The organism is Chitinophaga silvatica (assembly GCF_003419895.1).
GTDB classification, from domain to species: Bacteria; Bacteroidota; Bacteroidia; order Chitinophagales; family Chitinophagaceae; genus Chitinophaga; species Chitinophaga silvatica.
In genome coordinates, this window is sequence record NZ_QPMM01000001.1 from 250,952 (window position 1) to 277,154 (window position 26,203).

General features: G+C 41.7%; 17 protein-coding genes. 12 read left to right on the forward strand and 5 right to left on the reverse strand.

Annotated elements, in window-relative coordinates; all coding sequences use genetic code 11:
* The first annotated feature begins 37 nt into the window (after positions 1–37).
* The gene (locus DVR12_RS00935; RefSeq protein WP_233522108.1) at positions 38–2,452 is read left to right on the forward strand and encodes a TonB-dependent receptor; all 2,415 of its coding nucleotides are present in this window, start codon (positions 38–40) and stop codon (positions 2,450–2,452) included.
* 738 nt (positions 2,453–3,190) lie between these two features.
* Positions 3,191–4,111 carry a DUF6528 family protein gene (locus DVR12_RS00940; RefSeq protein WP_147323391.1) on the forward strand — a complete coding sequence of 307 codons (921 nt, stop codon included), beginning with the start codon at positions 3,191–3,193 and terminating at the stop codon, positions 4,109–4,111.
* Here the strand turns inward: DVR12_RS00940 and DVR12_RS28085 are convergent.
* Positions 4,087–4,317, reverse strand: a complete 231-nt coding sequence (locus DVR12_RS28085) for a response regulator transcription factor (protein ID WP_116973580.1) — start codon at positions 4,315–4,317, stop codon at positions 4,087–4,089. The two genes, DVR12_RS00940 and DVR12_RS28085, sit on opposite strands and share 25 nt — an antisense overlap.
* A gap of 536 nt (positions 4,318–4,853) precedes the next feature.
* Between DVR12_RS28085 and DVR12_RS00950 the strand changes: the two genes are divergently transcribed.
* Positions 4,854–6,977 (forward strand): RagB/SusD family nutrient uptake outer membrane protein, encoded by a 2,124-nt coding sequence (locus tag DVR12_RS00950; protein ID WP_116973581.1) that lies wholly within the window; start codon positions 4,854–4,856, stop codon positions 6,975–6,977.
* A 146-nt stretch (positions 6,978–7,123) separates the two neighbouring features.
* The gene (locus tag DVR12_RS00955; protein ID WP_116973582.1) at positions 7,124–8,455 is read left to right on the forward strand and encodes a DEAD/DEAH box helicase; all 1,332 of its coding nucleotides are present in this window, start codon (positions 7,124–7,126) and stop codon (positions 8,453–8,455) included.
* Positions 8,456–8,501: 46 nt separating this feature from the next.
* Here DVR12_RS00955 and DVR12_RS00960 read toward each other — a convergent pair whose 3' ends face one another.
* Positions 8,502–9,095 (reverse strand): TetR/AcrR family transcriptional regulator, encoded by a 594-nt coding sequence (locus tag DVR12_RS00960; protein WP_116973583.1) that lies wholly within the window; start codon positions 9,093–9,095, stop codon positions 8,502–8,504.
* A gap of 41 nt (positions 9,096–9,136) precedes the next feature.
* Positions 9,137–9,841: a dipeptidase PepE gene (gene pepE / locus DVR12_RS00965; RefSeq protein WP_116973584.1), complete on the reverse strand. Its 705-nt coding sequence runs from the start codon at positions 9,839–9,841 to the stop codon at positions 9,137–9,139.
* Between the two features lie 186 nt (positions 9,842–10,027).
* Between pepE and DVR12_RS00970 the strand changes: the two genes are divergently transcribed.
* The 8 genes from DVR12_RS00970 (at position 10,028) to DVR12_RS01005 (ending at position 21,525) form a co-directional block, all read left to right on the forward strand.
* The gene (locus DVR12_RS00970; RefSeq protein ID WP_116973585.1) at positions 10,028–11,557 is read left to right on the forward strand and encodes an alpha-N-arabinofuranosidase; all 1,530 of its coding nucleotides are present in this window, start codon (positions 10,028–10,030) and stop codon (positions 11,555–11,557) included.
* A gap of 91 nt (positions 11,558–11,648) precedes the next feature.
* Positions 11,649–13,313 (forward strand): ribulokinase, encoded by a 1,665-nt coding sequence (locus DVR12_RS00975; RefSeq protein ID WP_116973586.1) that lies wholly within the window; start codon positions 11,649–11,651, stop codon positions 13,311–13,313.
* A gap of 10 nt (positions 13,314–13,323) precedes the next feature.
* Positions 13,324–14,022 carry an L-ribulose-5-phosphate 4-epimerase AraD gene (gene araD / locus DVR12_RS00980; protein ID WP_116974216.1) on the forward strand — a complete coding sequence of 233 codons (699 nt, stop codon included), beginning with the start codon at positions 13,324–13,326 and terminating at the stop codon, positions 14,020–14,022.
* A 10-nt stretch (positions 14,023–14,032) separates the two neighbouring features.
* Complete coding sequence (gene araA / locus DVR12_RS00985; RefSeq protein ID WP_116973587.1) at positions 14,033–15,508, forward strand: L-arabinose isomerase; 1,476 nt, start codon at positions 14,033–14,035, stop codon at positions 15,506–15,508.
* Positions 15,509–15,631: 123 nt separating this feature from the next.
* Complete coding sequence (locus DVR12_RS00990; protein WP_116973588.1) at positions 15,632–17,314, forward strand: sodium:solute symporter family transporter; 1,683 nt, start codon at positions 15,632–15,634, stop codon at positions 17,312–17,314.
* Between the two features lie 54 nt (positions 17,315–17,368).
* On the forward strand, positions 17,369–18,088 hold the full coding sequence (locus DVR12_RS00995; RefSeq protein WP_116973589.1) for an NUDIX hydrolase: 720 nt from the start codon (positions 17,369–17,371) through the stop codon (positions 18,086–18,088).
* 155 nt (positions 18,089–18,243) lie between these two features.
* On the forward strand, positions 18,244–20,217 hold the full coding sequence (locus tag DVR12_RS01000; RefSeq protein WP_116973590.1) for an alpha-L-arabinofuranosidase C-terminal domain-containing protein: 1,974 nt from the start codon (positions 18,244–18,246) through the stop codon (positions 20,215–20,217).
* Between the two features lie 150 nt (positions 20,218–20,367).
* Positions 20,368–21,525, forward strand: coding sequence for an aldose epimerase family protein (locus DVR12_RS01005; protein ID WP_116973591.1), 1,158 nt, complete (start codon positions 20,368–20,370; stop codon positions 21,523–21,525).
* 102 nt (positions 21,526–21,627) lie between these two features.
* Here the strand turns inward: DVR12_RS01005 and DVR12_RS01010 are convergent, their stop codons facing one another.
* Together DVR12_RS01010 and DVR12_RS01015 are read right to left on the reverse strand one after the other, a co-directional pair.
* Positions 21,628–23,106 carry a RagB/SusD family nutrient uptake outer membrane protein gene (locus DVR12_RS01010; RefSeq protein WP_116973592.1) on the reverse strand — a complete coding sequence of 493 codons (1,479 nt, stop codon included), beginning with the start codon at positions 23,104–23,106 and terminating at the stop codon, positions 21,628–21,630.
* 11 nt (positions 23,107–23,117) lie between these two features.
* Positions 23,118–26,153 (reverse strand): SusC/RagA family TonB-linked outer membrane protein, encoded by a 3,036-nt coding sequence (locus DVR12_RS01015; RefSeq protein WP_199417013.1) that lies wholly within the window; start codon positions 26,151–26,153, stop codon positions 23,118–23,120.
* Positions 26,154–26,203: the final 50 nt, after the last annotated feature.

The window sequence follows — 26,203 nt, forward strand, 5'->3', positions numbered from 1 at the left end:
TTAATGTAGCCGTTTCTTTGCCGAAAATTATTTGGAATTGAAACAGTTTTACTTAATTCTCAGCCTAATTCTGGTTAATCTCGCTGCAATAGCTCAACACGGACACATTAAGGGAAAAATTACCTCGGCAGATGGTGAACCAGCTGCATTTGTAACTATTGGTATTAAAGACACAAAGAAAGGAACGTTAACAGGGGAAGATGGACTGTTCTCACTAAGAAATATCAAACCGGGAAAATATGTATTGGTGGTTTCTTACACTGGTACAAAAACCTTAAATAAAGAAGTTACCGTAGAATCTGACCGTACTACAGAATTTACCTGTGCTCTGGAAGCAACTTCCAGTCAGCTGAATGAAATTGTAGTGGCAGGCGCTCACGGTAAAACAATTAATAAAAGATCTCTCAGCATCGGAAAATTACCGATTGCCGCGATGGATCTTCCTCAAAGTGCTACAGTAATTGGCCAGAAAACGCTGGAAGAACAACAGGTTCAGAGAATGAGCGATGTTGTTAAGAATGTAAATGGCGTTTACGTAGCTTCTATGAGAGCTGGTACCCAGGAAACCTTCAACGCTCGTGGTTATGGTTTCTCCAGCACCAATACTTTTAAAAATGGTGCCCGCGTTAACTCTGGTGCAATGCCGGAAATGAGCGGACTTGAAAAAGTGGAAATACTGAAAGGTAGCGCTGCCATCCTGTATGGTAATGTTGCTCCGGGTGCTGTAATGAACATGGTTACTAAGAAACCTAAATTCGATTTCGGTGGAGAAGTGAATCTGCGTGCCGGTAGCTATGGTTTATTAAAACCTGCTTTCGATGTATACGGTCCTATTTCCAACAAAGTAGCATACAGAGTAAACGGTACTTTCGAAACTGCTGATAGCTACCGCGATCAGGTACATAGCAAACGCTATTACATCAATCCATCAATGCTCTTCAAACTCAGTGATCGTACCGAATTGCTTGTGCAGGCCGATTACCTGAAACACGATTTTACTCCTGATTTCGGAATAGGTTCAATTAATAGTACAGCTATTGCAGAAGTACCTCGTAATACTTTTTACGGCGCTCCATGGCAATATGCACATACCCAACAAACCACAACTTCTGCAAACCTAAAGCATCAGTTGAACAACAACTGGACTCTGACTGGTAACATTGCCTACTCTAAATACGATCGTAATTACTATGCGGTTGAAAGAATTCAGGCAGATGCAAAGGGAGAGTGGAAACGTCCTTTAGGAAGAAATGCAACCAACGAAGATTATTATGCAGCGCAGGTAGACCTGACTGGTAGATTCAAAACCGGAAATGTAGAACACACTGTATTGGCTGGTGTAGATGCAGATCGTTATCTGACTGGTGCCTACACTTATGGTGTTCCAACAATTCTTCCAAAAACAGCTGGTATCTATGATAGCGTGAACGTATTTGACTTAAACAAATACCCACGTCGTACCGATATGCCTGTAGATACATTAAAATCTTTGACTAACACCCCAATCAACAGAGTTGGTGTATATGTTCAGGATTTAATCAGCATTTCTGAAAAGGTGAAAGTGCTGGCCGGAGTAAGATTCTCTTACTTACAAACTGAAAACACTATTACCTATGATATGATTAATGGTGGTAAAAAGAATAATAACAATGCACGTTACGATAATGCATTTTCTCCTCGTATCGGTGTTGTTTATAAACCAATTCCTGCTACTGCCATCTTCGCGAGCTATTCTACTTCATTTACGCCAAACACAGGAAATGATATCTACAGCAACCCATTACCTGCATCTACTATCTCTCAATATGAGGTGGGTGTGAAAAATGATCTGCTTAAAGGATTATTATCTGCTAACGTAACATTATACCGCATACGTAATAACAACTACGTACAAACTGCACCATTCGATAAAGATGGTAAGCAAAACAATAACACTAATTTTAAAGCACTTGTTGGTGAAACTTTAAGCCAGGGTGTTGAAGTAGATTTGGCTGGTCACCCGCTTCCAGGATTGGATGTAATTGGTGGCTATAGCTATAACAGCATGACCATCGAAAATGGTGCAGGCACCAATGGATCAGTAAGTGGAGAACGCCTGGTTGGTAATCCAAATCATACTGCTAATGCCAGCGTATTCTATACTTTACAGCAATCAAAACTGAAAGGCCTGAAATTTGGTGTGGGTTACTACTACATTGGTCAACGTTTTGCAGGTTGGAACAATACTACTGATGTTAATGGAAAATTTGATCCAGCTGTAGGCAACCGCCTGATTTCAGTTCCTGGTTTCTCTACTTTGGACCTGAGCGTAGGTTATAACTACAAACGTTTTGGTATCATGACTAAAGTTTCTAACGTTACTAATACTTACAACTATTACGTACACGAGAACTATAGCATCAATCCAATTCCTCCTACCCAATTTACAGGAACTGTTTCTTACAAATTCTAAGATAAATTTTGTCCAAATAGTAAGGCGCTTCAATTTTGAAGCGCCTTTTTTATTTTTAGGTTGATGTTATATATATGTAAATGGATTTCTAAATTTATTTGATCTTTAATTGCTTGACTTATTTTCTGTGACCGTAAATTGGGCGGGGGCAAGCCTAATGCTATTAAGTTAAGAGGAATAGGCGTTGTTTTTATTGTTTTTAAGTGATTGATAAATTTCCTTAACCGTAGTTAGGGCAGGGGTAAACCCTGTCCCTACAGGGCTTCAGCACATTACAGTTTCTATATTGTAGATTTATTTCTTTAAAGAATTGAAATTAGTAGATTGCCATTTAACATGAAATATATCTACCTGATGAAAATATAGTTTCGATGAAATCCTGTAGGGGCAGGGTTTACCCCTGCCCTAACTACGGTTAAGGAACCAAGTCCTTTAAATCGAATTCAATTCGATCAACATCCTTCCTCTTAACTTAATAGCATTGGGCATGCCCCCGCCCTGCCGGCAGCTACAGAAAATAAGTCAGGCAATTAAAGATCAATAAATTTAGAAATCCATTCTCATAATCCAATTGGTATTGAGTTTCATCAGATTGAAATCAATATAAAACCCATTTTCAGTATTGATCCAATCAAACAAATCCATCAAAATAAAATCAATCCCCATTCCGCTTATCAAATGTTATACGCTCCCAAAATTTATAGCTATTATATTTATGGAATATTAATCCTGTGAAAAATGAAATCAATTTTTCTCTTTGTCGGACTGTTAACAATTACGTTGTCAATTCAGGCACAAAATTGTAAGCAATGCATGGTAATAGCCGAACAGTCGCAGAATCGTATAATAATCATTGATGCTGCCAATAGTGAAATAGTTTGGGAATGGAAGGCTGCCAATTCAAATGTGAAACCTAAGGATGTAAAGTGGTTTAATACTCCAAGTGATGCCAAGGTCGTTTATAACAGCCAGTATGTATTGATGAATGCATCGGGTGGAGGAGTGGCACTAATCAGAATTGCTGATAAAAAGACAGTGTTTTATGCTTATGCAGGTGGAAATACCCATTCGGCCGAATTATTACCTGATGGTAATATTGTTACAGCATCCAGCACAGATAACTACCTGATGCTCTTCAAAACCGATACAGTCAATTATCCGGAGGTATATAAGAAGAAAATTTATATCACTTTCGGTCATAATGTGGTTTGGGATAAGCAGAGAAACAGGTTATGGTCTGCCGGTCTGGATACCCTGATTGCCTTTAAATACAACTATGATTGTGAGCATCCCGATTTGATTGAAGACGCGGTATATCCTATTCCGGGAAAAGATTCACATGATCTTTTCCCTGTATATGGGTCCGGCACTCAATTATGGTTCACAAATGAGAATAATGTTTACCAGTTTGATGTGATTACCAAAAAGTTTGTGCAGGCAGAGGTTATTCAACAAGACATTAAAAGTATTTCCAATGGCCCTAAAGGCTATCCGACCATTATCGTTAAGCCCAAGGAACAATGGTGGACAGATGAGGTGCTGGATGCTGCTGGTAAGCGTGTTGCCGGGCAAGCGGGCTGGAAAATCTACAAAGCCAGATGGGTATTACCAAACGATTTTGGATATCCTAAAAATCAGCAATTAAAGTTATGTAAATAGGATAGTCTTATGCATATGAGCCCATCTTTAATAGCTTTGTACACTAATTCACTGGTATTGGTCACTTCCATTTTAAGCAACATATTCTTTCGATGGTTGTCTACTGTATTTTTACTAATACCTGGCAACCCTGAGATTTCCTTACTGAGCCTACCTTCAATCAAATGAAAAAGTACCTCTCTTTCTCTGTTACTTATTAAATTGATTTTGAGAGGAAAGAGTTTTGAACATCAACGTTATGATAGGAAGGTTCTCCTTCCATACCAATATAGGACATAATTGGCCGACCCGATTGTTTTAAGATGGGTAATAATACAATCAGGGTTCGGAATACCTGCACAGTGTCTTGTTGATCTAATATTGCTAATATCAATCATTTCCAGAATTTTTAGTTATAAATAGCTATTGCAGATGGAAATATCTGCTGTTAGTTTTGTAACAGCAATGTGTATACGATAATGAGATCTGATATGTAATAATATAAGTAAAAAAATTAATGTTTATTTCCTTGATGGGCCTTGATTTAATTTTTTATTGCCTGAACTCTATCAAAAAGTAGAAAATTACCTCCTATCTTATGATCTGTGCCACAAGGGTACTTTTTGGATATCCATAACTGTTGAAAAGAATGAGTAAATCTGATTGTTTAGTGGCTGGGAAAAAGTTTACTAGAAATAAACAGCCATAAGATTTTAAAGCCAATATCAGAACGAAATATTATACTCCCAAACTAATATATTTTATGAATTGTTCTTTAAAGAGACATTTAGCATTATTGATCGCTATAGTATTATTTGCAGCTGCCTGTAAAAAAGATAAAGCACAGCCAACTGAGAATCGGGATGCTGAAAACCTTGTAAAAGCATTGAACGGACAAGTAGCCAAAATTGATAGCCTCAGTGAATTTGCTCCTTACCTAAAAACCTTGCAATTAAGTAATGAAGATGTTGCCCAGGGTATCACTGTGTTTGCTCCAGTGAGCAGCGCCTTTAAAAATTCCGGTGGCCGTAAGGCATCGACAGAGAATTTGCAGTTGCGTGAAAGCTTGCCCGACTCTTCCGACTTACAGGATTATGTGGTGAAAGGACTTATCAGTGCCAGCTCATTGACCAACAACGCGCATTTCACCAGTATGAGTGGAAAAACTTTGACTATCACCAAAACCGGCGACGATATTCGGGTGAATGGCGTTCTGCTAACCGCAAAAGACGGAATAACTGGCGATAAAACGATGATCTATACTATTAACGGGCTATTAAATACGAACCCGTCACTTGTCATTACAGTATGGGATGCCACAAACTGGTCTGCCACAAAACCAAGAGGGGTAGTAACCGGAGGGGCAGTGGTAGCGTTGTACAGTTCACGTGGAGATTATGCAACCGGCAAACCCCCGGCTTACACCACCGAAACAGATAACAATGGAAAGGCAAAATTCAACAATGTTGCTGTAGGTACTTACTATGTTGTTGCTACAAAGGGGGATATGAGCAATATTTTCAAAGAGAAAGGATTCTGGAACCCGCAACCTGTAAATGGAGTCCTGGCAGGATATGCATTCGATTCACTTTTCCAGACCCAGGCTGAAGTAACTTCCAGTCCACAACAGCCCAATGCGGCGCCAGGGAATTTTCGCTTCCTGGATGCTAATGGTGATGGGCGCATTGACAATAACGATTTCGTGGCATTACCTTATGCTTCGGTAAATGCGCAACAAGGATTGGCTGCTTCGGCCTCGGTGTTAATTGGTTATAGCAATAACAACAATCTGAAGGCGATTACCAGTCTGGAAGCCGCTACTGCCTTATTGCAAAGCTGTTATGAAGTGGAAGCTCAAGCATTTCTCAATTTTACGATGCTGGATGGCTATCTGAGTGATAATGCAGATGCTACTAGCGCAAAATGGCAGGCTATAGATAATTTTGCATTTACACCGCAAGAACCTGTATTTGCCAACCTATGGAATGGTGCATATTTGCAAGCATTGCCGCAGCTAAACAGGATAATAAGAGATGTACCGGGATTGCCTGATTTAACTGATAAGGCTACCGTAATTGCCCAGGCCAAAGCGCTTCGTGCATATATTTATCTTCAGCTATATACTTATTTCGGCAATATCCCTGTGCTGAACGGCGTAATAATCCCACCTGATTTTTCAAATGCCAATAATCGCCAGTTGGTATATGAACAGGTGAAGAAAGACCTGGAAGAGGCAGCTGCCGGATTGCCTCTGCAATGGCCACAGGATCAGACCTTCAGACTCACCAAAGGAGCTGCTTCAGCGCTCCTCGCAAGAAATGCACTGCTGCAGAAGGATTATAAGAATGCAACAATCTATGCCCAATCAGTGCTGAATAGCGGTATATACCAGTTGTTACCGTCTTACACCAATATATTTACTACAGCTCCAAATGCTGAGGTGATATGGGATCTCTCTGGGCAGGCTCAATTGTCTGAGTTCAATCCGTACTTTATTTATGGCGGCATTCATGGTAATTTGCCCACCAGTAGGTGCCCTACCATCAGATTGGGAGAAATGTACCTGATAGCAGCAGAAGGATTGCTGGAGCAATCAGGTGTTACGCAAGATGTTGTAAACTATAACAACCGGCTTTGCAATCGTCTGCCTACCGGCCTGTTGCTGTCTATGACTAATACAGCCGCCCAGGTCAGGAGCACATTAAGGAATAACTGGAACGAAGAGATGCTCAGGGAAGGTAACCGCTTTGTGTGTTTGCAACGTTGGGGAATCGCACAGTCCGTATTGGCTGCGAAAGGTTACACAAGCCCTAAAAATGAATTGTTGCCGATTCCAATTGACTTTATGATTAATTATAATGGAATGAAGCAGAATCCAGGGTATTAGTTGATGCAAGGAATACTTTCACAAAAAAATAAAAATTAAATATAGTATGGAGGCCAGCTTTGATTCTTTCAAAGCTGGCCTCATACTATGCTATATAAGTGAAGGCTGATCTATAGCTTTGTCGGATTCTTCGTACTTTTGCGGCAATGCAAAAAAATAGTAACAAATTTGGTAATATTCTTACCAATCTGAAGATCGATGCTCTGAACGAAATGCAGGAGGCATCCATAAAGGCTAACCAGGAGCATAAAGATGTGATCCTGTTGTCGGCAACCGGGTCCGGAAAGACATTGGCTTTTTTACTGCCTGTACTGGAAAGACTGAAGGCCGATAATAAAAAAACTCAGGCGCTTGTGGTGGTGCCTTCCAGAGAACTGGCCCTGCAAATAGAAAAAGTATTCCGGCAGATGACCACGGGCTATAAGGTAACTGCCTGTTATGGCGGACATCTCAGAGAAACCGAAGAAAACAACCTGATAGAAGCTCCTGCACTGATCGTCGGTACCCCCGGCAGATTGGGCGATCATATCCGCAGAGGAAATATTGTGACCGACGGAATAGAAACGCTGGTACTCGACGAATTTGATAAAACACTGGAACTGGGCTTCCAGGAAGAAGTAGGCTTTATTGTAGAATCTTTGCCAAATGTAAAAAAGCATATTCTTACATCCGCTACTGAAGGTGTTGATATCCCGGAATTTTTAGTGTTGGAAGCTCCGGCGCGCCTCGACTTCCTCCCGGAAGATGGAAACACCGCTCCAAGACTGGAATTAAAACAAGTGCTGGCTCCTGAAAACGATAAGGTAGATACACTGTTCAGATTAATTTGCCATTTGGGTAACAGATCTACCATTGTATTCTGCAACCATAGAGAGGCTGTAGAACGTACCAGCAAAATGATCTCTGAAAAAGGGATTCTCAACACATTCTATCATGGTGCTATGGAGCAGCGCGATAGAGATGTTGCTCTTACAAAATTCAGAAACGGAACCGTAAATGTGCTGGTAACCACAGACCTGGCGGCCAGAGGACTGGATATCCCGCATATCCGCTACATCATACACTTCCATCTGCCTCATACAGAAGATAGCTGGACTCACAGAAACGGTCGTACTGCCCGTATGGAAGCTAGTGGTACCGCTATTGTTGTGCTGGCACCTGATGAAAAATTAATGTCTTACCTGGAAGAAGAACAGGTTAGTACCATAGAATTACCGGAAAAAGCGGTTTTGCCAGAAAAACCAAAATGGGTAACAATATTTATAGGTGCAGGTAAAAAAGATAAAGTAAATAAAATTGATATCGTTGGGTTCTTATCAAAGAAAGGTCAATTGAAGAAAGACGATATTGGATTGGTTGATGTTAAGGATTTCTTCTCCTTTGCAGCAATCGTCAGATCAAAAATGAGCTTTACCTTAGAATTGATCAAAAATGAAAAGATCAAGAATAAAAAAGTCAAGATAGATATGGCTAAGTAATCATAAGTAATTTTAATAGGGCGAAAGCAGCAATGCTTTCGCTTTTTTATTGAATTACCAATGCTTTTAAGGTTTGTTGGAAAGTAAGCTTTAAGAGATGTTGATTAAACTCAAACGGGCGGCCCGACATAGTAGCATTTTCCAGATGAAACTTCACCAGCGTATAGAAGGAGCCATAGGCCAATGCCCAGAAAACTTCCAGGGGTAACTCAATAATCTGCTTTTTTTCAACAGCATGCTCTACGAAGCGTTTCATTGCCGCTCTGAATATATCTTCCTGTAAGCTGGGCTGCTTCTTAATTAAAGGTGAACTCTTGAACTGTTCCAGAAATTTATACAACAATGGAAAGTCGATAATATGCTGCAGGCGATTATTCCATTGTTTCCATAACCCTGATTCGAAATCGGTTTCAGGAATAAAGTCCTGCAATGTAGCAGCCATAAAGGTATCAGTTGCATGCGCAAACAACTTGTTCAGCAAATCTTCCCGATTCTTATAATATATATAAATGGTGGCGGCAGATATATTGGCCGCTTTGGCCAGTTTATGCATACTAAGGCCATCGAAACCCTCGTTGACGATCATTTCGATAGCCTTATCCCTTATTAAAATCTCTTTGCTTTCATCTTTGGTGCGCATTTAGCAAATATAAAAGAATGATTGTTCTTTTATGGGAATTCTTACAGCCCGGATAAGGAGCTTCCGGTTGGTAGTTCATATGGCTCTGCGCCGGCAAGGAAAATCCGGGCGCTCAATTTGCCTTCAAGTGTAAGTTGCTCTCCTTTTGCATAGATCCAGCTACCTTCTCTTAAGCCAATAACCGGAGTATTGTTTTGAGTATGAAACTCACGGATGCGTGTTTCCCTGGTTTCACCCATATGCTGAGAACCAGCGATGGGGTCCAGATAATGCGGATTAAGATTATAAGGAATCAACCCCATAGTATTGAAACTGGGAGGATATACAATGGGCATATCGTTGGTTGTTTGCATGGTAACTCCACCTATATTACTGCCGGCACTGCAACCCATATATGGAGTACCATTTAGTACGGCTTCGGCCAGTACTTTCATTAAGGACAGCTCATGTAATTGCTTTACCAACAGAAAAGTATTTCCTCCACCAGTAAAAAAGCCTTTAGCCGATTTAATTGCCGCTGCAGGATCTGCAAAGGTATGCAGGCCACGAACCCTGATGCCTGCCTTGGCAAAGGCCTCGGCGGCTTTAGCCGTATAATCATCGTGCGATATACCGTTAGGACGGGCATACGGAACAAACACAATTTCATCTACTCCCGCATATAATTGCTTTATAGCCGGTTGTAAATATTCGAGATACCCCTCTCCATACAAGGTAGAAGTACTTGCCAGTATAAAATGCTTCATCTTCAGAAAATTGAGCAAATGTAAGGAAAACCGATTTTGATGTCATCCTAAAAAAAATCTGCTGCTGAAAAGATTGATAGTTAAGGATTTGAAATGCTGAAAAAGTTTTTTAAAACTTTTTAATTGTAAATGTGACAATTATTTTGTTCTTTTGATTCAGAGTAAAGAATAATTTAAATCCTCGTTATGAAAAAACATAGTTATATCCGCACGGGAATCCTGGGCCTGTTGCTATCTTCAACAGCCATACAGGCACAAAATAAAGTAACCTTCCGTACTGATGCGCCAACTCAAACTATTAATAAAAATATCTATGGCCACTTTGCTGAGCATTTAGGTAATTGTATCTATGGAGGATTCTATGTTGGGGATACTTCCAGCATTCCTAATACTAATGGAGTGCGAAATGATATTATTGCCGCATTGCGCAAATTGAAAATTCCTAATCTCCGTTGGCCAGGTGGCTGTTTTGCTGATACCTATCACTGGAAAGATGGAATCGGGCCTAAAGACAAACGACCAACCATCGTAAACACCTGGTGGGGTAATGTTACAGAAAATAATAGCTTCGGTACTCACGACTTTCTCAATATGTGCGAAGTGCTGGGTGCAGAACCTTACCTGGCCGGCAATGTTGGTAGCGGCACTGCACAGGAATTATCTGATTGGGTGCAATATGTAAACTTCCCGGGTAAAAGCCCGATGTCTGACCTCCGCCAGGAAAATGGCAGAAAAGAGCCCTGGAAAGTACGCTATTGGGGTGTTGGTAATGAAGCCTGGGGCTGTGGTGGAAATATGAGACCTGAATATTATGCAGATATCTATCGCAAGTATTCTACCTTCATGAGCGGACCATTATTTAAAATTGCTTCCGGCGCCAACTCATCTGACTATAACTGGACAGAAGTACTCATGAAAAATATCCCCGGTCATATGCTGGATGGAATGGCATTACACCACTATGCAGTGATTGACTGGAACAAAAAAGGAGATGCTGTTGATTTTTCTGAAGAACAGTATTTTCAGACTATGTCTTCCGCCTGTTTTATGGACACATTGGTACGCAAGCATAGTGCCATCATGGACAAATACGACCCTAAGAAAAAAGTGGCATTAGTAGTTGATGAATGGGGTGGTTGGTACAACGTGCAGGCAGGAACGAATCCTGGTTTCCTCTTTCAGCAAAACACAATGAGAGACGCTATGATTGCCGGAGTTACCCTCAATATCTTTAACAATCATTCCGACAGAGTGAGGATAGCAAACCTTGCACAAACTATCAACGTATTACAGGCTGTAATCTTTACAAATAAAGAACAAATCATCCTGACGCCCACCTACCACGTAATGGAGATGTACAATGTGCATCAGGATGCTACACTGATCCCGATTGATATTCAAAGTAACGACTATACCTTCGGTAAAAGCAAACTTCCTGCTATCACTGCTTCTGCTTCTAAAGATAAAGCAGGTGTAACCCATATTTCATTGGTGAATATTGATGCCGGCAAGTCTCAGGAACTTTCTATCAACACACAGGATGCCTATAAAACAGTTAACGGACGTATACTCACTTCCACCAAACTGCAGGATCATAACAGTGTTTCACAACCTGATAAAATCAAGCCTGTAGCTTTTAATGGAGCAGTGTTGAAAAACAATACACTTACTGTTAAGCTACCTCCGTTCTCTGTAGTAGTATTGGAATTGAAATAATACGAGGAACAAAAACGGTATGTCGATTTCAGACTGCCGTTTTTTTAGCTCAATTTATATAAGTGTCTAAGTAACAATTAATAAAGAACAGATGAAGGCATCCTATGTTATTGGGGTCGATTATGGAACAGATTCGGTACGTTCTATAATCGTAGATGCTCAAAATGGAAAAGAAGTTGCGGCAGCCGTATTTCAGTACCCTCGCTGGAAAGAAGGCCTGTTCTGCAATCCTGGCCAGAGCCAGTTCAGACAACACCCGCTCGATTATATTGAAGGCCTTGAAACTTCCATCAAAGATTGCCTGCAACAGGTTACATCTGACGTGGTTGAAAATATCCGCGCTATTTCGGTAGATACTACCGGTAGCACACCAGTAGCGGTTGATGAAACTGGTACTCCATTGGCCTTGCTTCCTGCATTTAAGGATAATCCCAATGCGATGTTTGTATTGTGGAAAGATCATACTGCTATTAAAGAAGCCGCCGCCATCAATGCAACAGCCGCTACATTTCATGAAAACTATCTGCGTTTTGTAGGAGGTATTTACTCCTCCGAATGGTTTTGGGCCAAATTACTTCATATCTGGCGTGTAGACGAAGCAGTTAGAAATGCTACCTATTCCTGGGTTGAACATTGCGACTGGATTCCTTTCCTGCTGGCAGGAGGGAGCAATGCGCGTGAAATAAAACGTGGTATCTGTTCCGCTGGCCATAAAGCTCTATATGCAGAAGAATTCGGTGGCTTGCCACCAGATAGCTTCTTTACGGCTATTGATCCCTTACTCACGGGATTCACTCAACGCCTCTTTACCAATACCTATACATCCAGCGAAGCAGCTGGTAACCTTTGCCCCGAATGGGCGCAGCGCTTAGGGCTTTCTACTTCCGTGGTAATTGGCATAGGAGCTTTTGACGCGCATATGGGGGCGGTAGGCGGACAAATAGAACCTTATCATCTCAGTAAAGTGATGGGCACCTCCACCTGTGATATGTTGGTGGCTCCATTGGCAGAAGTAAGAGATACTTTGGTAAAAGGAATCTGTGGTCAGGTGCCCGGTTCGGTAATCCCGGGGATGATGGGAATGGAAGCCGGCCAATCGGCTTTCGGGGATGCTTATGCATGGTTTAGTAATGTATTGTCATGGCCTCTGCAACATCTTTTCAATGATACTACTTCACCGGATCTCAAAAAACATATCCGGGAAGCTAACGCAAAGATCATTTCAGAACTTTCGCGCCAGGCTGCTGCTATTGAACCGGATGAAAACAGCGAATGGGCTATCGATTGGTTGAATGGGCGACGTACTCCGGATGCCGATCAATCACTGAAAGGAACTGTAACCGGACTAAATCTCGCTACCGATGCGCCGCGAATGTTCAGGGCTGTAGCTGAGGCAACCTGCTTTGGTGCCAGGGCTATTGTGGAACGTTTTGAAAGAGAAGGGGTACCCGTAAAAGGCCTGATCGGAATAGGAGGAGTAGCAAAGAAATCGCCGTTTATCATGCAAATGATGGCCGATGTAATGAATATGCCTATACGAATTCATAAGTCCGAACAAACCTGCGCATTAGGTGCTGCAATGTTTGCAGCTACTGCTGCAGGATTATATGCTACTGTTGAAGATGCAATGGCAGCTATGGGGCAGGGTTTTGAAACTACGTATACCCCTGATGCCAAACGTTCTGGAATCTATACAGAGCGATACAGGAAATACAAGGCACTCGGCGCTTTTACAGCATCTATGAATATTGATTAATGGAATTATTATGAAACAATTTCAGGCAATTCGCCAGGCTGCATATGAAGCCAACATGCAACTACCGGCATTGGGATTGGTCTTATTTACCTTCGGAAATGTGAGCGCTGCAGACAGAGCTGCCGGCGTTTTTGCAATTAAACCCAGTGGTGTACCATATTCGAATTTAAGTCCTGATGCTATGGTGGTGGTAGACTTCAACGGCAAAGTAGTGGATGGTACCTTGCGCCCTTCTTCTGATACACTTACACATGCTGTATTATATAAGCATTGGGAAAACATAGGAGGTATTGTACATACTCACTCAACCTATGCAACCGCATGGGCACAGAGCCAGCGCGATATTCCCATTTATGGAACTACCCATGCCGACCACAATACAATAGACATTCCTTGTGCTACTCCCATGTCTGATGATTTAATAGCAGGTAATTATGAATACCAGACAGGCTTTCAGATTATGAAAGCATTGAGCGACAGGAGTCTTACCTACGAGGAAATTGAGATGATATTGGTAGGTAATCATGCTCCTTTCACCTGGGCTGCCACGCCGGCTAAAGCTGTTTATAACAGTGCGGTATTGGAAGAAATAGCCAAAATGGCTTACCTCACTGAAGCGATCAACCTACAGGCACCCCGATTGAAAGATGCTTTGATCAGGAAACATTACGAGCGTAAACATGGTCCTGACTCTTACTATGGACAATAAATAAAAATCTATGATTGATCTGAAAAAATTAGAAATCTGGTTAATCACCGGAAGCCAGCATTTATATGGTGAAGAAGCCTTAAAACAAGTAGCAGCACATAGCCAGGAAATTGCTACTGCTTTAAACGCAGATAGCCAGATTCCCGTAACTGTAACTTATAAACCCATAGTTACCACACCTGAAGAAATCTATGCAGTGTGCATGAATGCAAATGCAGCCGAAAATTGTATTGGAGTAGTGGTTTGGATGCATACTTTTTCTCCGGCCAAGATGTGGATTCGTGGCCTTAAAGCCTTGAAGAAGCCTATCTGCCATTTACATACTCAGTTTAACCGCGATATCCCATGGAATGAGATTGATATGGATTTTATGAACCTGAATCAAAGTGCGCACGGCGACAGAGAATTAGGGTTTATGATGAGCAGAATGAGAATGAACAGGAAGGTGATTACAGGGCATTGGAAAGATAGGGAAGTAACAGCCGAATTAGGTTCCTGGGCCCGTGTGGCTGCCGGGTGGCACGATTGGCAAGGTGCACGTTTTGTTCGGTTTGGAGATAATATGAGATATGTGGCTGTGACAGATGGTGATAAAGTGGAGGCAGAATCAGTATTCGGATTCTCCTGCAATACACATGGAATTGGAGATCTGGTTGCAGTAATTAATAGTGTTGAAGATAATGCAGTAAATGTTTTGGTAGAAGAATACGCTGCCGCATATACGATAAGCAGTGAACTGCTTAAGGACCCGGCTCTGAAAGAAGCTGCCAGAATTGAATTGGGATTAAAAGCTTTTCTGGAAGAAGGTCGGTACAAAGGCTTCTCAGATACTTTTGAAGATTTGCACGGTATGGTACAGTTGCCCGGCCTGGCCGTACAACGACTGATGAAAGCCGGTTATGGTTTCGCAGGAGAGGGAGATTGGAAAACAGCAGCACTGGTGCGTGCCATGAAAGTAATGGGTAGCGGCTTGCCGGGAGGCAACTCTTTTATGGAAGACTATACCTATCACTTTGATCCGCAGCAGCCGATGGTGCTGGGGGCACATATGCTTGAAATATGTGAATCAATTGCCGCGGGTAAACCGTCTTGTGAGAAACATCCACTGGGAATCGGAGGTAAAGCAGATCCGGTCAGACTGGTCTTTAATACAGCCGGAGGGCCGGCTATTAATGCCTCTTTAGTGGATATGGGTAACCGCTTCCGTTTACTGGTAAATGAAGTGGAAGCAATTACTCCACCACATGCCTTGCCTAAATTGCCGGTAGCACGAGTGTTGTGGAAGCCGTATCCCGACATGAAGAAAGCCTGTACAGCCTGGATTCTGGCCGGAGGAGCACATCATACTTGTTTTAGTCAGAACCTTACTTCTGCCCAGATGCAGGACTTTGCAAATATGGCTGGTATAGAACTGGCACTCATAGATAAGAACACAGAACTACGATCTTTCCAGAATGAATTACGCTGGAATGATGCCGCATACTAATATTTAAAAGTGGATTACGGACCGGCTATATCCATCCGAACTATCAAACGCTACTCAAATACGCAATGCCGTCCGTAATCCACTTTTCCTGAGCTATCAACCCTTTGTCAACAAATTCTTGTTATGAAAAATGTACTTTCCACAAGCGATATCCTCGTTTTTGTTATCTACTTTATTATAGTAGCCGGATATGGCTACTGGATCTACAATAAAAAGAAGAAGACAGCAGAAAATGCAAAAGACTTTTTTCTGGCCGAAGGCTCATTAACCTGGTGGGCAATTGGAGCCTCTTTAATCGCTTCCAATATCTCTGCCGAGCAGTTCATAGGGATGAGCGGAGATGGGTTCTTTGTGGGTATTGCAGTTGCTGCATATGAGTGGATTGCTGCTATTGCATTGATCATAATTGCCGTTTGGTTTATTCCTATATATCTGAAGAACAAGATTTATACAATGCCACAGTTTCTTAAAACGCGTTATAATGAAACAGTAGCATTGATCATGGCTGTTTTCTGGTTGTTTTTATATGTGTTTGTTAACCTCACTTCTATTTTATATCTGGGTGCTTTAGCTATCAATGGGTTGTTGGGAGGGGAGTATTTGCATATCATAATGATTGCTTTATCTGTTTTTGCAATTATTATTACCCTGGGCGGAATGAAGGTAATTGGATATACAGATGTGATACAGGTAAGTGTATTGATTATAGGTGGATTGGCAACCACTTATATGGCGCTGACATTAGTGAGTGAACATTTTGGTTTGGGAAGAAATGCACTCGCTGGTTTTAATGCTTTGATGAAAGATGCGCCGGATCATTTTCACATGATCCTTGCTAAACCAGATGCTTCTTCTTCTCAGGAATATATCAACAAATATCTTGTATTGCCTGGCATTCTGATGTATGCAGCGGGGCAATGGATTGTGAACCTGAACTACTGGGGATGTAATCAGTATATTACCCAACGGGCATTAGGAGCCAATTTACAAACTGCCCGCAACGGTATTCTGTTTGCCGGGTTACTGAAAATTATGATGCCGGTAATAGTAATGTTACCAGGTATTGCTGCTTATGTGTTGCATAAGAACGGACATTTACCGGGGCTCGAAAATAAGGATGGGGCTTACGCTGCTATTCTTGGTTTCCTGCCTTCAGGTTTAAAAGGCTTATCAATTGCGGCCTTAACGGCTGCTATTGTTGCCTCTCTGGCAGGTAAAGCCAATAGTATTTCAACCATCTTTACATTAGACATATACCAGAAGTACATGAATAAACAAGCCTCCGAAAAGCAGCTGGTTTGGACGGGGAGGTTAGTAGTAATTGCGGCGATGTTGCTGGGTATTGCCTTTACCTGGAACGATTTACTGGGAATAGGAGGGGCAGGAGGGTTTACTTTTATTCAGAAGTATACAGGGTTTATTAGTCCGGGTGTTTTTGCCATGTTCATCCTTGGGATGTTCTGGAAACGCACTACCGGAGCTGCAGCGGTAGCAGGGATTATTACGGGGTTCACCTTATGCGTGTTCTTTAATGAGTTTGCGCCGGCTGTATTGGGGCATGAAACCATATTTTATACAGCCTATCCTAATGGCAATGGAGGATATGAAATACCTTTTCTTATTTGTATGGGATTGGCATTTATGTTTACTATGATTGTTATGGTTGCAATCAGCCTTGCTGGTCCGAAAATTAATCCTAAAGCCTTTGTGCTGGATAAGGCTATGTTCAGGATCAGCCCTGTTACCACCGTGCTTATAGTAATTACATTACTGTTATTATCGGCATTATATATACGTTTCTGGTAGAGATACTTAAATATCCGGGCTGAATTGTACATTTAGTACATAATTGTGTGTAATATGAAGAGATACTCCCAGCAAACAAGGCTACTATGTGCGGTAGACTGCATAATTTTCGGGTTCGACGGACAGGAAATGAAATTGCTGCTTATACAACGTGGATTTGAACCTTGTAAAGGTAAGTGGAGTTTGGTAGGTGGATTTATCCAGGAGCATGAAAGTGCCGAAGACGCCGCAAGCAGGGTGTTGAAAGACCTTACGGGCCTGGATGGACTTTACATGGAGCAATTGCATATTTTCAGTTCTCCTACCCGTGATACAGTAGAAAGAACTATTTCAGTGGCCTTTAGTGCGTTGATAGATATACAGAAGTATAAGCAACAATTACATGAGGATTTTCATGCAGTTTGGTTTCCAATCAACCAACATCCCGAATTGATCTTTGATCATGAAGCAATGGTAAACATGGCTAAAGAAAAATTAAGGTATAAAGCTGCTTTGCACCCGCTGCTGCTGGAGTTATTGCCAGGTAAGTTTACGCTACCTCAATTACAAAATTTATATGAATCGGTCTATAATACAACCTTTGATAAAGGGAATTTTAGTCGAAAAATTTTATCTACAAAGTTATTGGTAAAGCTAACAGATAAGGATAAACTAAGTTCTAAAAAAGGAGCATTTTATTATAAAGTAGATAAGAAGAAGTATAATGCCAATTTACATGCCTTTATGAACTTTGTGCCAGATCCTCACACCCTGCAGTCGGGAGTTGATCAATAAAAAAGGTAGTTAATTTTTTTATACCAAAATTTTTAACTGTTTAAAAGACAGTTAAACTAATTTGATGTTCAACGTGAACGAAAGTCCCGGTCAACTGACTTATTGCCTAACCTATATGAATTCATGTTTATTGAATAAATAATTAAAATAAGCTTATGATAACACAACGATGGAAGCGGCTAACCGTGTTGCTTTTTTGTGTGTATGCTGTGCCGTTAACAGCTCAGCAACCTTTGAAGTATACCCTAAAGGCCAATGAAATCAAAGCGAGCGTTTCGCCTCAGATGTGGGGAATCTTTTTTGAAGATATTAACTTTAGTGCTGATGGAGGAATATATGCGGAACTGGTAAAGAACAGATCGTTCGAGTTTTATACACCGCTTATGGGATGGCATCAACCGGCCGCTACCGCCGGAAATGCGCAGGTATTGATTATTAACAGAGCAGGTACAAATCAACAGAATCCGAGGTATGCCCGCATCACAAAAATGAGTGATAAGGATTTTGTGCTGATTAATGAAGGCTTCAGAGGAATGGGAATCAAAGCCAATGAGCAATATCACCTTTCACTATTTGCCCGGCAACAGGCAGACAAACCTGTTAAAATCACAGCAACGTTATTGGATGAATCAGGTAACGCAATAGGCACTACCGTTATAGCACCCGACAGCAGGGAATGGAAGCAGTATAACGTTAGCTTTTCTGCAACTCAAACATCCCCCAAAGCTAAACTGCAACTGACCTTCCAGGGTAGTGGAGTGCTGGATATAGACATGGTTTCATTATTTCCGCAACATACCTGGAAACAACGACCCAATGGCTTAAGGGAAGACCTGGTACAGTTACTGGCTGATATAAAACCTGGATTTCTTCGTTTCCCGGGCGGTTGTATCGTAGAAGGACGGGAACTGGCAACACGTTACCAATGGAAGAAAACAATCGGTGATCCGGGCCAGCGGGAAGTATCGGTTAACAGATGGAATACTGAATTTGCCCATCGCTCTACTCCAGATTACTATCAGTCGTTTGGCCTTGGATTTTATGAGTATTTCCAATTGGCAGAAGATATAGGGGCCAGTCCACTTCCTATTCTGAATTGCGGAATGGCCTGCCAGTATAATACAGGTGAAGTTGTTCCTGTTACTGAAATTGATCCTTATATTCAGGATGCTCTTGATCTGATCGAATTTGCAAACGGCGATGCCTCTACTACCTGGGGTGCTTTGCGTGCAAAGTTAGGTCATCCGGCCCCCTTTAATTTAAAAATGCTGGGTGTCGGAAATGAGCAATGGGGGCCAGAGTACATAGAACGCTATACTTTATTTGCAAAAGCACTACGGGAAAAACATCCTGAAATAAAACTTGTCAATAGCCTAGGACCCAATCCCGATGGCGATAAATTCAATTTCCTGAATGATACCCTGAGAAAATTGCAGGCAGATATTTTGGATGAACATTACTATAGTTCACCTGATTGGTTTCTTAGAAATGCAGGCAGATATGATAGTTATGATAGGAACGGACCAAAGATCTTTGCCGGCGAATATGCTGCACATAGCAAGGGCATTGGAAATGGAGATAATAAAAACATCTGGCAAAGTGCCTTAGCTGAAGCAGCTTTTATGACCGGTTTAGAACGTAATGCAGATGTAGTAGTTATGGCTTCCTATGCGCCATTACTGGCGCATGTTGATGCCTGGCAATGGACACCGGATCTTATCTGGTTCGATAATCTCAGGTCTTATGGTACTCCGAATTATTATGTACAAAAACTATTTGCCAATAATAAAGGCACTTCTGTTGTACCATTATTGAAAGATAACCAACCGGTAACAGGTCAGGATAGCGTGTATGCTTCTGCGGTAGTAGATAATAATGAGCTGGTGGTGAAAATGATTAATGTATCTGCCAAGCCCGTTGCAGTAGATGTTGCAGTAAGTGGAGTTAAAGGATTAGCCAAGACTGCTCAGCTGACTGTTTTGAGAAGCGATAACCTGGCAGAAGTTAATTCACTGGATGATCCAAAGAAGATTTCACCTGAGGAAAAAGTGCTTCCTGTTAAAGGTAGAAGTATTGCGGCAACTATAGCGCCATGGTCGGTTTATGTGGTAAGAGTAGCCAGGCAGTGAAGCAACGGAAAATCAACCTAAAGGCTTATACGAAAAGATGCCAATAATCAATAAAATTAAAAAGTGTAAAAAATACGCCTAATAACTTTTATTTTCGAAAAATATCCCGATATTGGGTACTTCTTTTTTCACTTAATACCAATAAACGTTATGAATAGGAATGTTAGGGCCCTTACTGCCCTTTTAATCTCCGGAGGTGCTATTCTTGCCTCTTGTAATAATAACACTGCTTCTAATGAGGGAGAGGGTAATAAGCAGGATTCTGTATCAACCCCGGCTAATGGCCCTGTCAAATATGGTCAGGTAGATGGGCAGGAGGTTTTACAGTATACCCTGAAAAATGCCAATGGTATGGAAGTAAAAATCCTGAATTACGGAGGTATTATCACAGACATCATTACTGCCGATAAGCAAGGCCAAAAAGGTAATGTTGTGTTGTCTTATGATTCACTACCAGGATATCTTCAGGCAGGCAACCCTTATTTTGGTGCTTTGGTTGGAAGATATGCCAACCGTATTGCCAACGCGAAATTTAAACTCGATGGTAAAGAATATACTTTAGCCGCAAACAATAATGGCAATTCTTTACATGGTGGCCTTAAAGGTTTTGATAAAGTTGTATGGACAGCCACTCCTTCCGGAGATACCAGCTTACAACTTGTTTATAACAGTAAAGACGGTGAAGAAGGATATCCTGGAAACATGGTAGCTACTGTAGTTTATACTGTTACTCCGGATAACGGACTACAAATCAATTATAAGGCAACAACAGATAAACCAACTGTATTGAACCTTACCAATCATGCATACTTTAACCTTTCTGCCGGAAAAGAAAGCGATGTCCTGAATCATGAGCTCATGCTGAAGGCTAACCGCTATACACCGGTAAACAATAAATTAATTCCAATCGGCAAGCTGGATCCTGTAAAAGGCACACCGATGGACTTTACCACAGCTAAGAAAATTGGTACTGATCTCGCTAAAGTAGAAGGTGGTTATGATCATAACTTCGTTCTCGATAAAAAGGAAAATGCTTTGGAATCTATCGCTTTCGTATACGATTCTGCCAGCGGCCGTACTATGGAAGTACTGACTACTCAACCAGGTATTCAGTTTTATACCGGCAATTTCCTGGATGGTAGTTTAACCAACACCCGCAATGGTCAGAAGTATGGTAAACATGCTGCACTTTGCCTGGAAACACAACATTTCCCTGATTCTCCTAATCAACCTTCTTTCCCAAGTGTGGTACTGAAACCAGGAGAAACCTATGATCAGACTACTGTTTATAGATTTGGAATTAAGTAAGATTTTATTAGTATTATAGAAAAGGGCTGTCTCAACGTTGAGACAGCCCTTTTTGTCTATTCATAGATTCTTTGAATTCGCTCTTTTCAGAAATTATTGCTATTAGAAATTCGGATTCTGAATCAATGTTCCTTTACTTCTATCGATTTCCTGTTGTGGCATCGGGAAGTAATAGTTTTTAGGTTTTGCAAATTTTCTTCCTTTACCTCCTCTTGAAATTTCGCTTCCATCATACGCCAGCTTAGGCTTTTGATAAATGGCAACAATGTCTACCAACCCAGCTTTATCCCAACGAATTAAGTCCTGATGTCTTTCATTTTCTCCGCAAAGTTCCACTCTTCTTTCATGCATCAGTTCTTTCATAGTACCGTTTGTAACCGGAGTTAAAGCAGCAGAGGCACGATGACGAACTGCATTTAATTCGGCATCACCAGCGCCGGCACCATGAAGACGGATTTTGGCTTCAGCCACCAGCAAGTAAATATCCGCAGAGCGAAGCAGTGGTGTTTTCAGAGAGTAATCTAATCCGCCAGAAGGTTTCCATGCACAGAACTTAGCATAATGATAACCACTGTAGGAAGCATCGGCTTTATAGGTTTCGATTCCTGTACCAACATTTATCTGATCACCAGGTTGCATGATGCAGATGTTTTTGCGTGGGTCATTAGCTTCAAATTCATCAACCAGGCCTTTGGTAGGGTAGAAGAAGCTCCAGCCATTCCAGTTACGTGGGGCATGATAAGTGATAAAGTCAGAGGATCCTTGTCCATCTACTGTTTGAATAGCTAATAACATTTCCGAATTATTACCGGTAGCTGTTTTAAAGTTATCGGCATAATTTGTTGCCAACCCATAATTCGCATTGGTGGTTACTTTTTCTCCCACTTCAACGGCTTTATCTAATTTATTCCACTCCATATAGAGTTTACATAACAGAGCCCAGGCGGTACCTTTACTTACACGGCCTTTGTCGGCAGATCCGTATGATTCAGGTAACAAATCGGCTGCTGCAAGCAAATCGGTTTCTATCTGTGCACGTAGTTGATCGGCGGTCGACTTAGGCTTGTTATAGTTCGATTTCAATACATCATCTTCAGTAATAATTGGGGCATCTCCATAAATCAATAACAATCTCCAGTAACCGAATGCTCTGAAGAAATGGGCTTCACCGAGGCAACGGTTCTTAATTGCAGCATCGATGTCGGTTATTTTAGGTACATAGATCAGCACATTGTTGGCGCGACTGATAGTTTCATATTTCCATCTCCATCCCACTCTAACACTGTAAGTAGAGGCATCGTAAGAGAAATCTTCAATTACTGCATCATAATCGTGATCTCCTCCTCTTACCTGGTCATCTGAACAGTTATCGAAAACAAATTCGTTAAACCCGGTATAGTCTTCTTCGAACAGCACATTGTAAATGCCTGTAACACCATCAACAGCATCACTCTGATTGCGCCAATAGTTACCGGTAGAATAATTACCTTTTGGATTGATGTCTAACACACTTTTACAACCACCGAAAACCAGGGTGCTTGTCAGACCGGTTATGAGTAATATATTTTTAATTGATTGCATAGTTCTCAGAATTAAAAGTTAAGTGTTCCACCAAACGAAAATGTTCTGGCCTGTGGATAGGCTGCTACATCGATTCCTCTCTGACGGTTACCATCATTGGTTCCGCCATTGTATCCTAATTGTGGAGTGAGGCCAGAATATTTAGTGAGCATAAAGAGATTCTGTGCAGCAACATAGATATGTAAGTCAGAGATCCCGCTATGGCCCCATACTTTCGAAGGAATAGTATAACCCAGAGAGATATTCTTCAATGCCAGGTAATCGCCATTTTCTACAAATCTGTCGGATGTTCTGTTATTCTGGTTATCGTTGCTCAGGGACATACGTGGAACTGAATTACTGGTACCTGCTCCATGCCAGCGATTGAGTGCATCTGCATACATATTGTATGGATAGTTGGCATCCATTCCCTGCATTTTATCGGCGTTATAAAGTTTCACCCCACTTACACCAGCGAAAGACAGCGATAAATCGAAGTTCTTGTAGCTGGCGCCTGCCTGGATACCATATACCATTTTAGGATTAGGGCTACCCAGGTTTACACGGTCCTGATCATTTACGATGCCATCGTTATTTGTATCAAGGAATCTTACATCCCCTGGTTTGATCTTATCTTTATTCGGATCTTTGCTGATGTTAGGATCACTGTCTATTTCGGCCTGTGATTGGTAGATGCCATTGGTTCTCCAGCCATAATAGGAAGCAAGAGGCTGACCAACATAGGTGCGTGAAATTTCCTGACCCTGGCGGCCATAAGGGGTTGAACCTATGTAGCTGTTGGGATCATAGAGTTTAGTAACTGTATTTTTGATAAAGGATGCATTGGCGCCAACATTGTAGCGGAAATCACCTTTTCCACCCTGATAACTTACTTCTATTTCCCAACCTTTATTATTCAGTTCTCCCAGGTTAAGATCAGGGATAGCGGAAGTACCGTGGGTATCCATTTCCGGAGCCGGAACTAACATATCACGGGTGTTTTTATTGAACCAGGTAATGGTGGTATTAAGCCTGTTCTGGAGGAAACCAGCTTCTAAACTGATGTTGGTCATTTCTGCCTTCTCCCAGGTGATATCAGGATTCGCTAATCTTGAATTCCATACACCGGTATATGGGTTTTCACCGAAGTTATATTTGCGGTCTTTATCTACGGTAGCAAGATATTGGAAATCGTTTACGTTCTGATTACCTAACTGACCCCATCCTCCGGTTATTTTAAGATTGCTGACAGCTTTTACATTCTCTTTGAAGAAGCTCTCGTCGGAGACTCTCCAACCGGCAGAGAAAGCAGGGAAATAACCCCAGCGATGACCCGGTGCAAATTTTGAGGAACCATCAGCTCTGAAAGTAAGGGTCAGCAGGTATCTGTCTTTATACCCGTAAAAACCTCTTACAAAAGCAGAAGCGATGGCTGTTGCCGGCCAGTAGTTACCGATGGCATCATGAATGTCGTTACCATTGCTCAATACTCTCTGATCCGGGTTTTCATCATTATAGCCCCATCTTTCGCCCTGGTAGTAAGAGCTGTTGGAGGTTTGCTGAGAATATCCACCGGTTGCGGTGATGTGGTGATCGCGATTGAATATTTTATTGTAGGTTAAAAATATCTCGCTTAACTGATTGTTATATGTTTCATTACGATTGTATAATTCAGCGTGATCGCGGGTTCTGGTTTGATCCAGTACTTTTGGAACAAAGCTGTATTTGTTGACCAGTGATCCATCAAAAGCATAGTTACCACGTAAGGTAAGTCCATCTATGATAGTCAGTTCTCCAAATACGTTGCCCAACATGCGGTAATTTTTATTCCAGCTATCAGTAGTTAAAGCAGTATATACCGGGTTGTTGATATCGCCCAGTTCGTTGCTTGCTTTAGATGATCCGAAGCTGCCATCTGGATTGTAAACCGGGATAGCCGGATTAAATCTTAATGCACTAAAAATTAAACCTGTTTGTGAAGAATAGGTATCGGGGCCACTATTTTGTTTGTAGGTCAACTGAAGATTTTCTCCTACTTTAAAACGTTTGCCAAATTTATGTTCTGAGTTGATGCGTACCGAATATCTTTTGAAATAGGAGTTGGTGATGATACCGTCTTCATTATAATATCCTGCACTTAGCATGTAGTTGGAGCTGTTGTTGCCACCGCGTAAGTTAACATCGGCATTGGTAACGTGGCCATTCCCAAACAAGGCTCTTTGCCAGTCGGTACGCTGAGTAGCATAATAAGGGTCTTGCCAGATAGGTTCAATAGCTACACCATCGTTGGTGTAGCGCTCCTGTTTTAGTTTCACCAGATCGGGGGCAGTGAGCAGAGGAATATATCTCATTACGCTGGATACACCTCTGTAGATATTTACAGATGCATTGAGCTTTTCACCAAAGTTTCCTTTTTTGGTAGTGATAATAACAACACCGTTGGCGGCACGTGTTCCATAGATGGCGGAGGAGGATGCATCTTTCAGAATTTCCATTGATGCAATATCGTTAGGATTCACATCGTTTAGTCCACCAGCCGGTACTCCATCAATAATTACAAGCGGGTCTGAATTGTTGATGGTACCGGTACCTCGAATTCGGATAGAGGGTGCGCTACCTGGAGCTCCGTCTGAGCGTACTATTTCCACACCAGTTACACGACCTTGCATGGCGGCACCGGCATCACTTACGGGTAAATTCTTAATGTCGGTTCCCTTGATGGAGGAAATGGTACCAGTTACATCTCTGCGGGTTTGCGTTCCATATCCTACAACTACTACTTCTCCCAATCCTTTGGTAGTGGATATTAATTGAACATTTATTGTAGTCTGGCTACCAATAGTAATGGATTGTGTTTCATAACCCATAAATGAAAACTGCAAGGATTGAGCGCCTGCAGGTAAGGTTACCGAATAGGCTCCCTGTGCATTGGTACTGGTACCGGCGGAAGTACCAGGAACTGCTACGGTAACACCGGGAAGTGGGGCGCTATCGTTGGCACCAGTTACTTTTCCGGAAATGGTCTTTTGTGCCAGCAGCATACTGCTGGATGCACACAGAAAGATCATCAGAAGGCATAATTTGCGGATCATTACGTACCTCATAATGTGTGAATAAG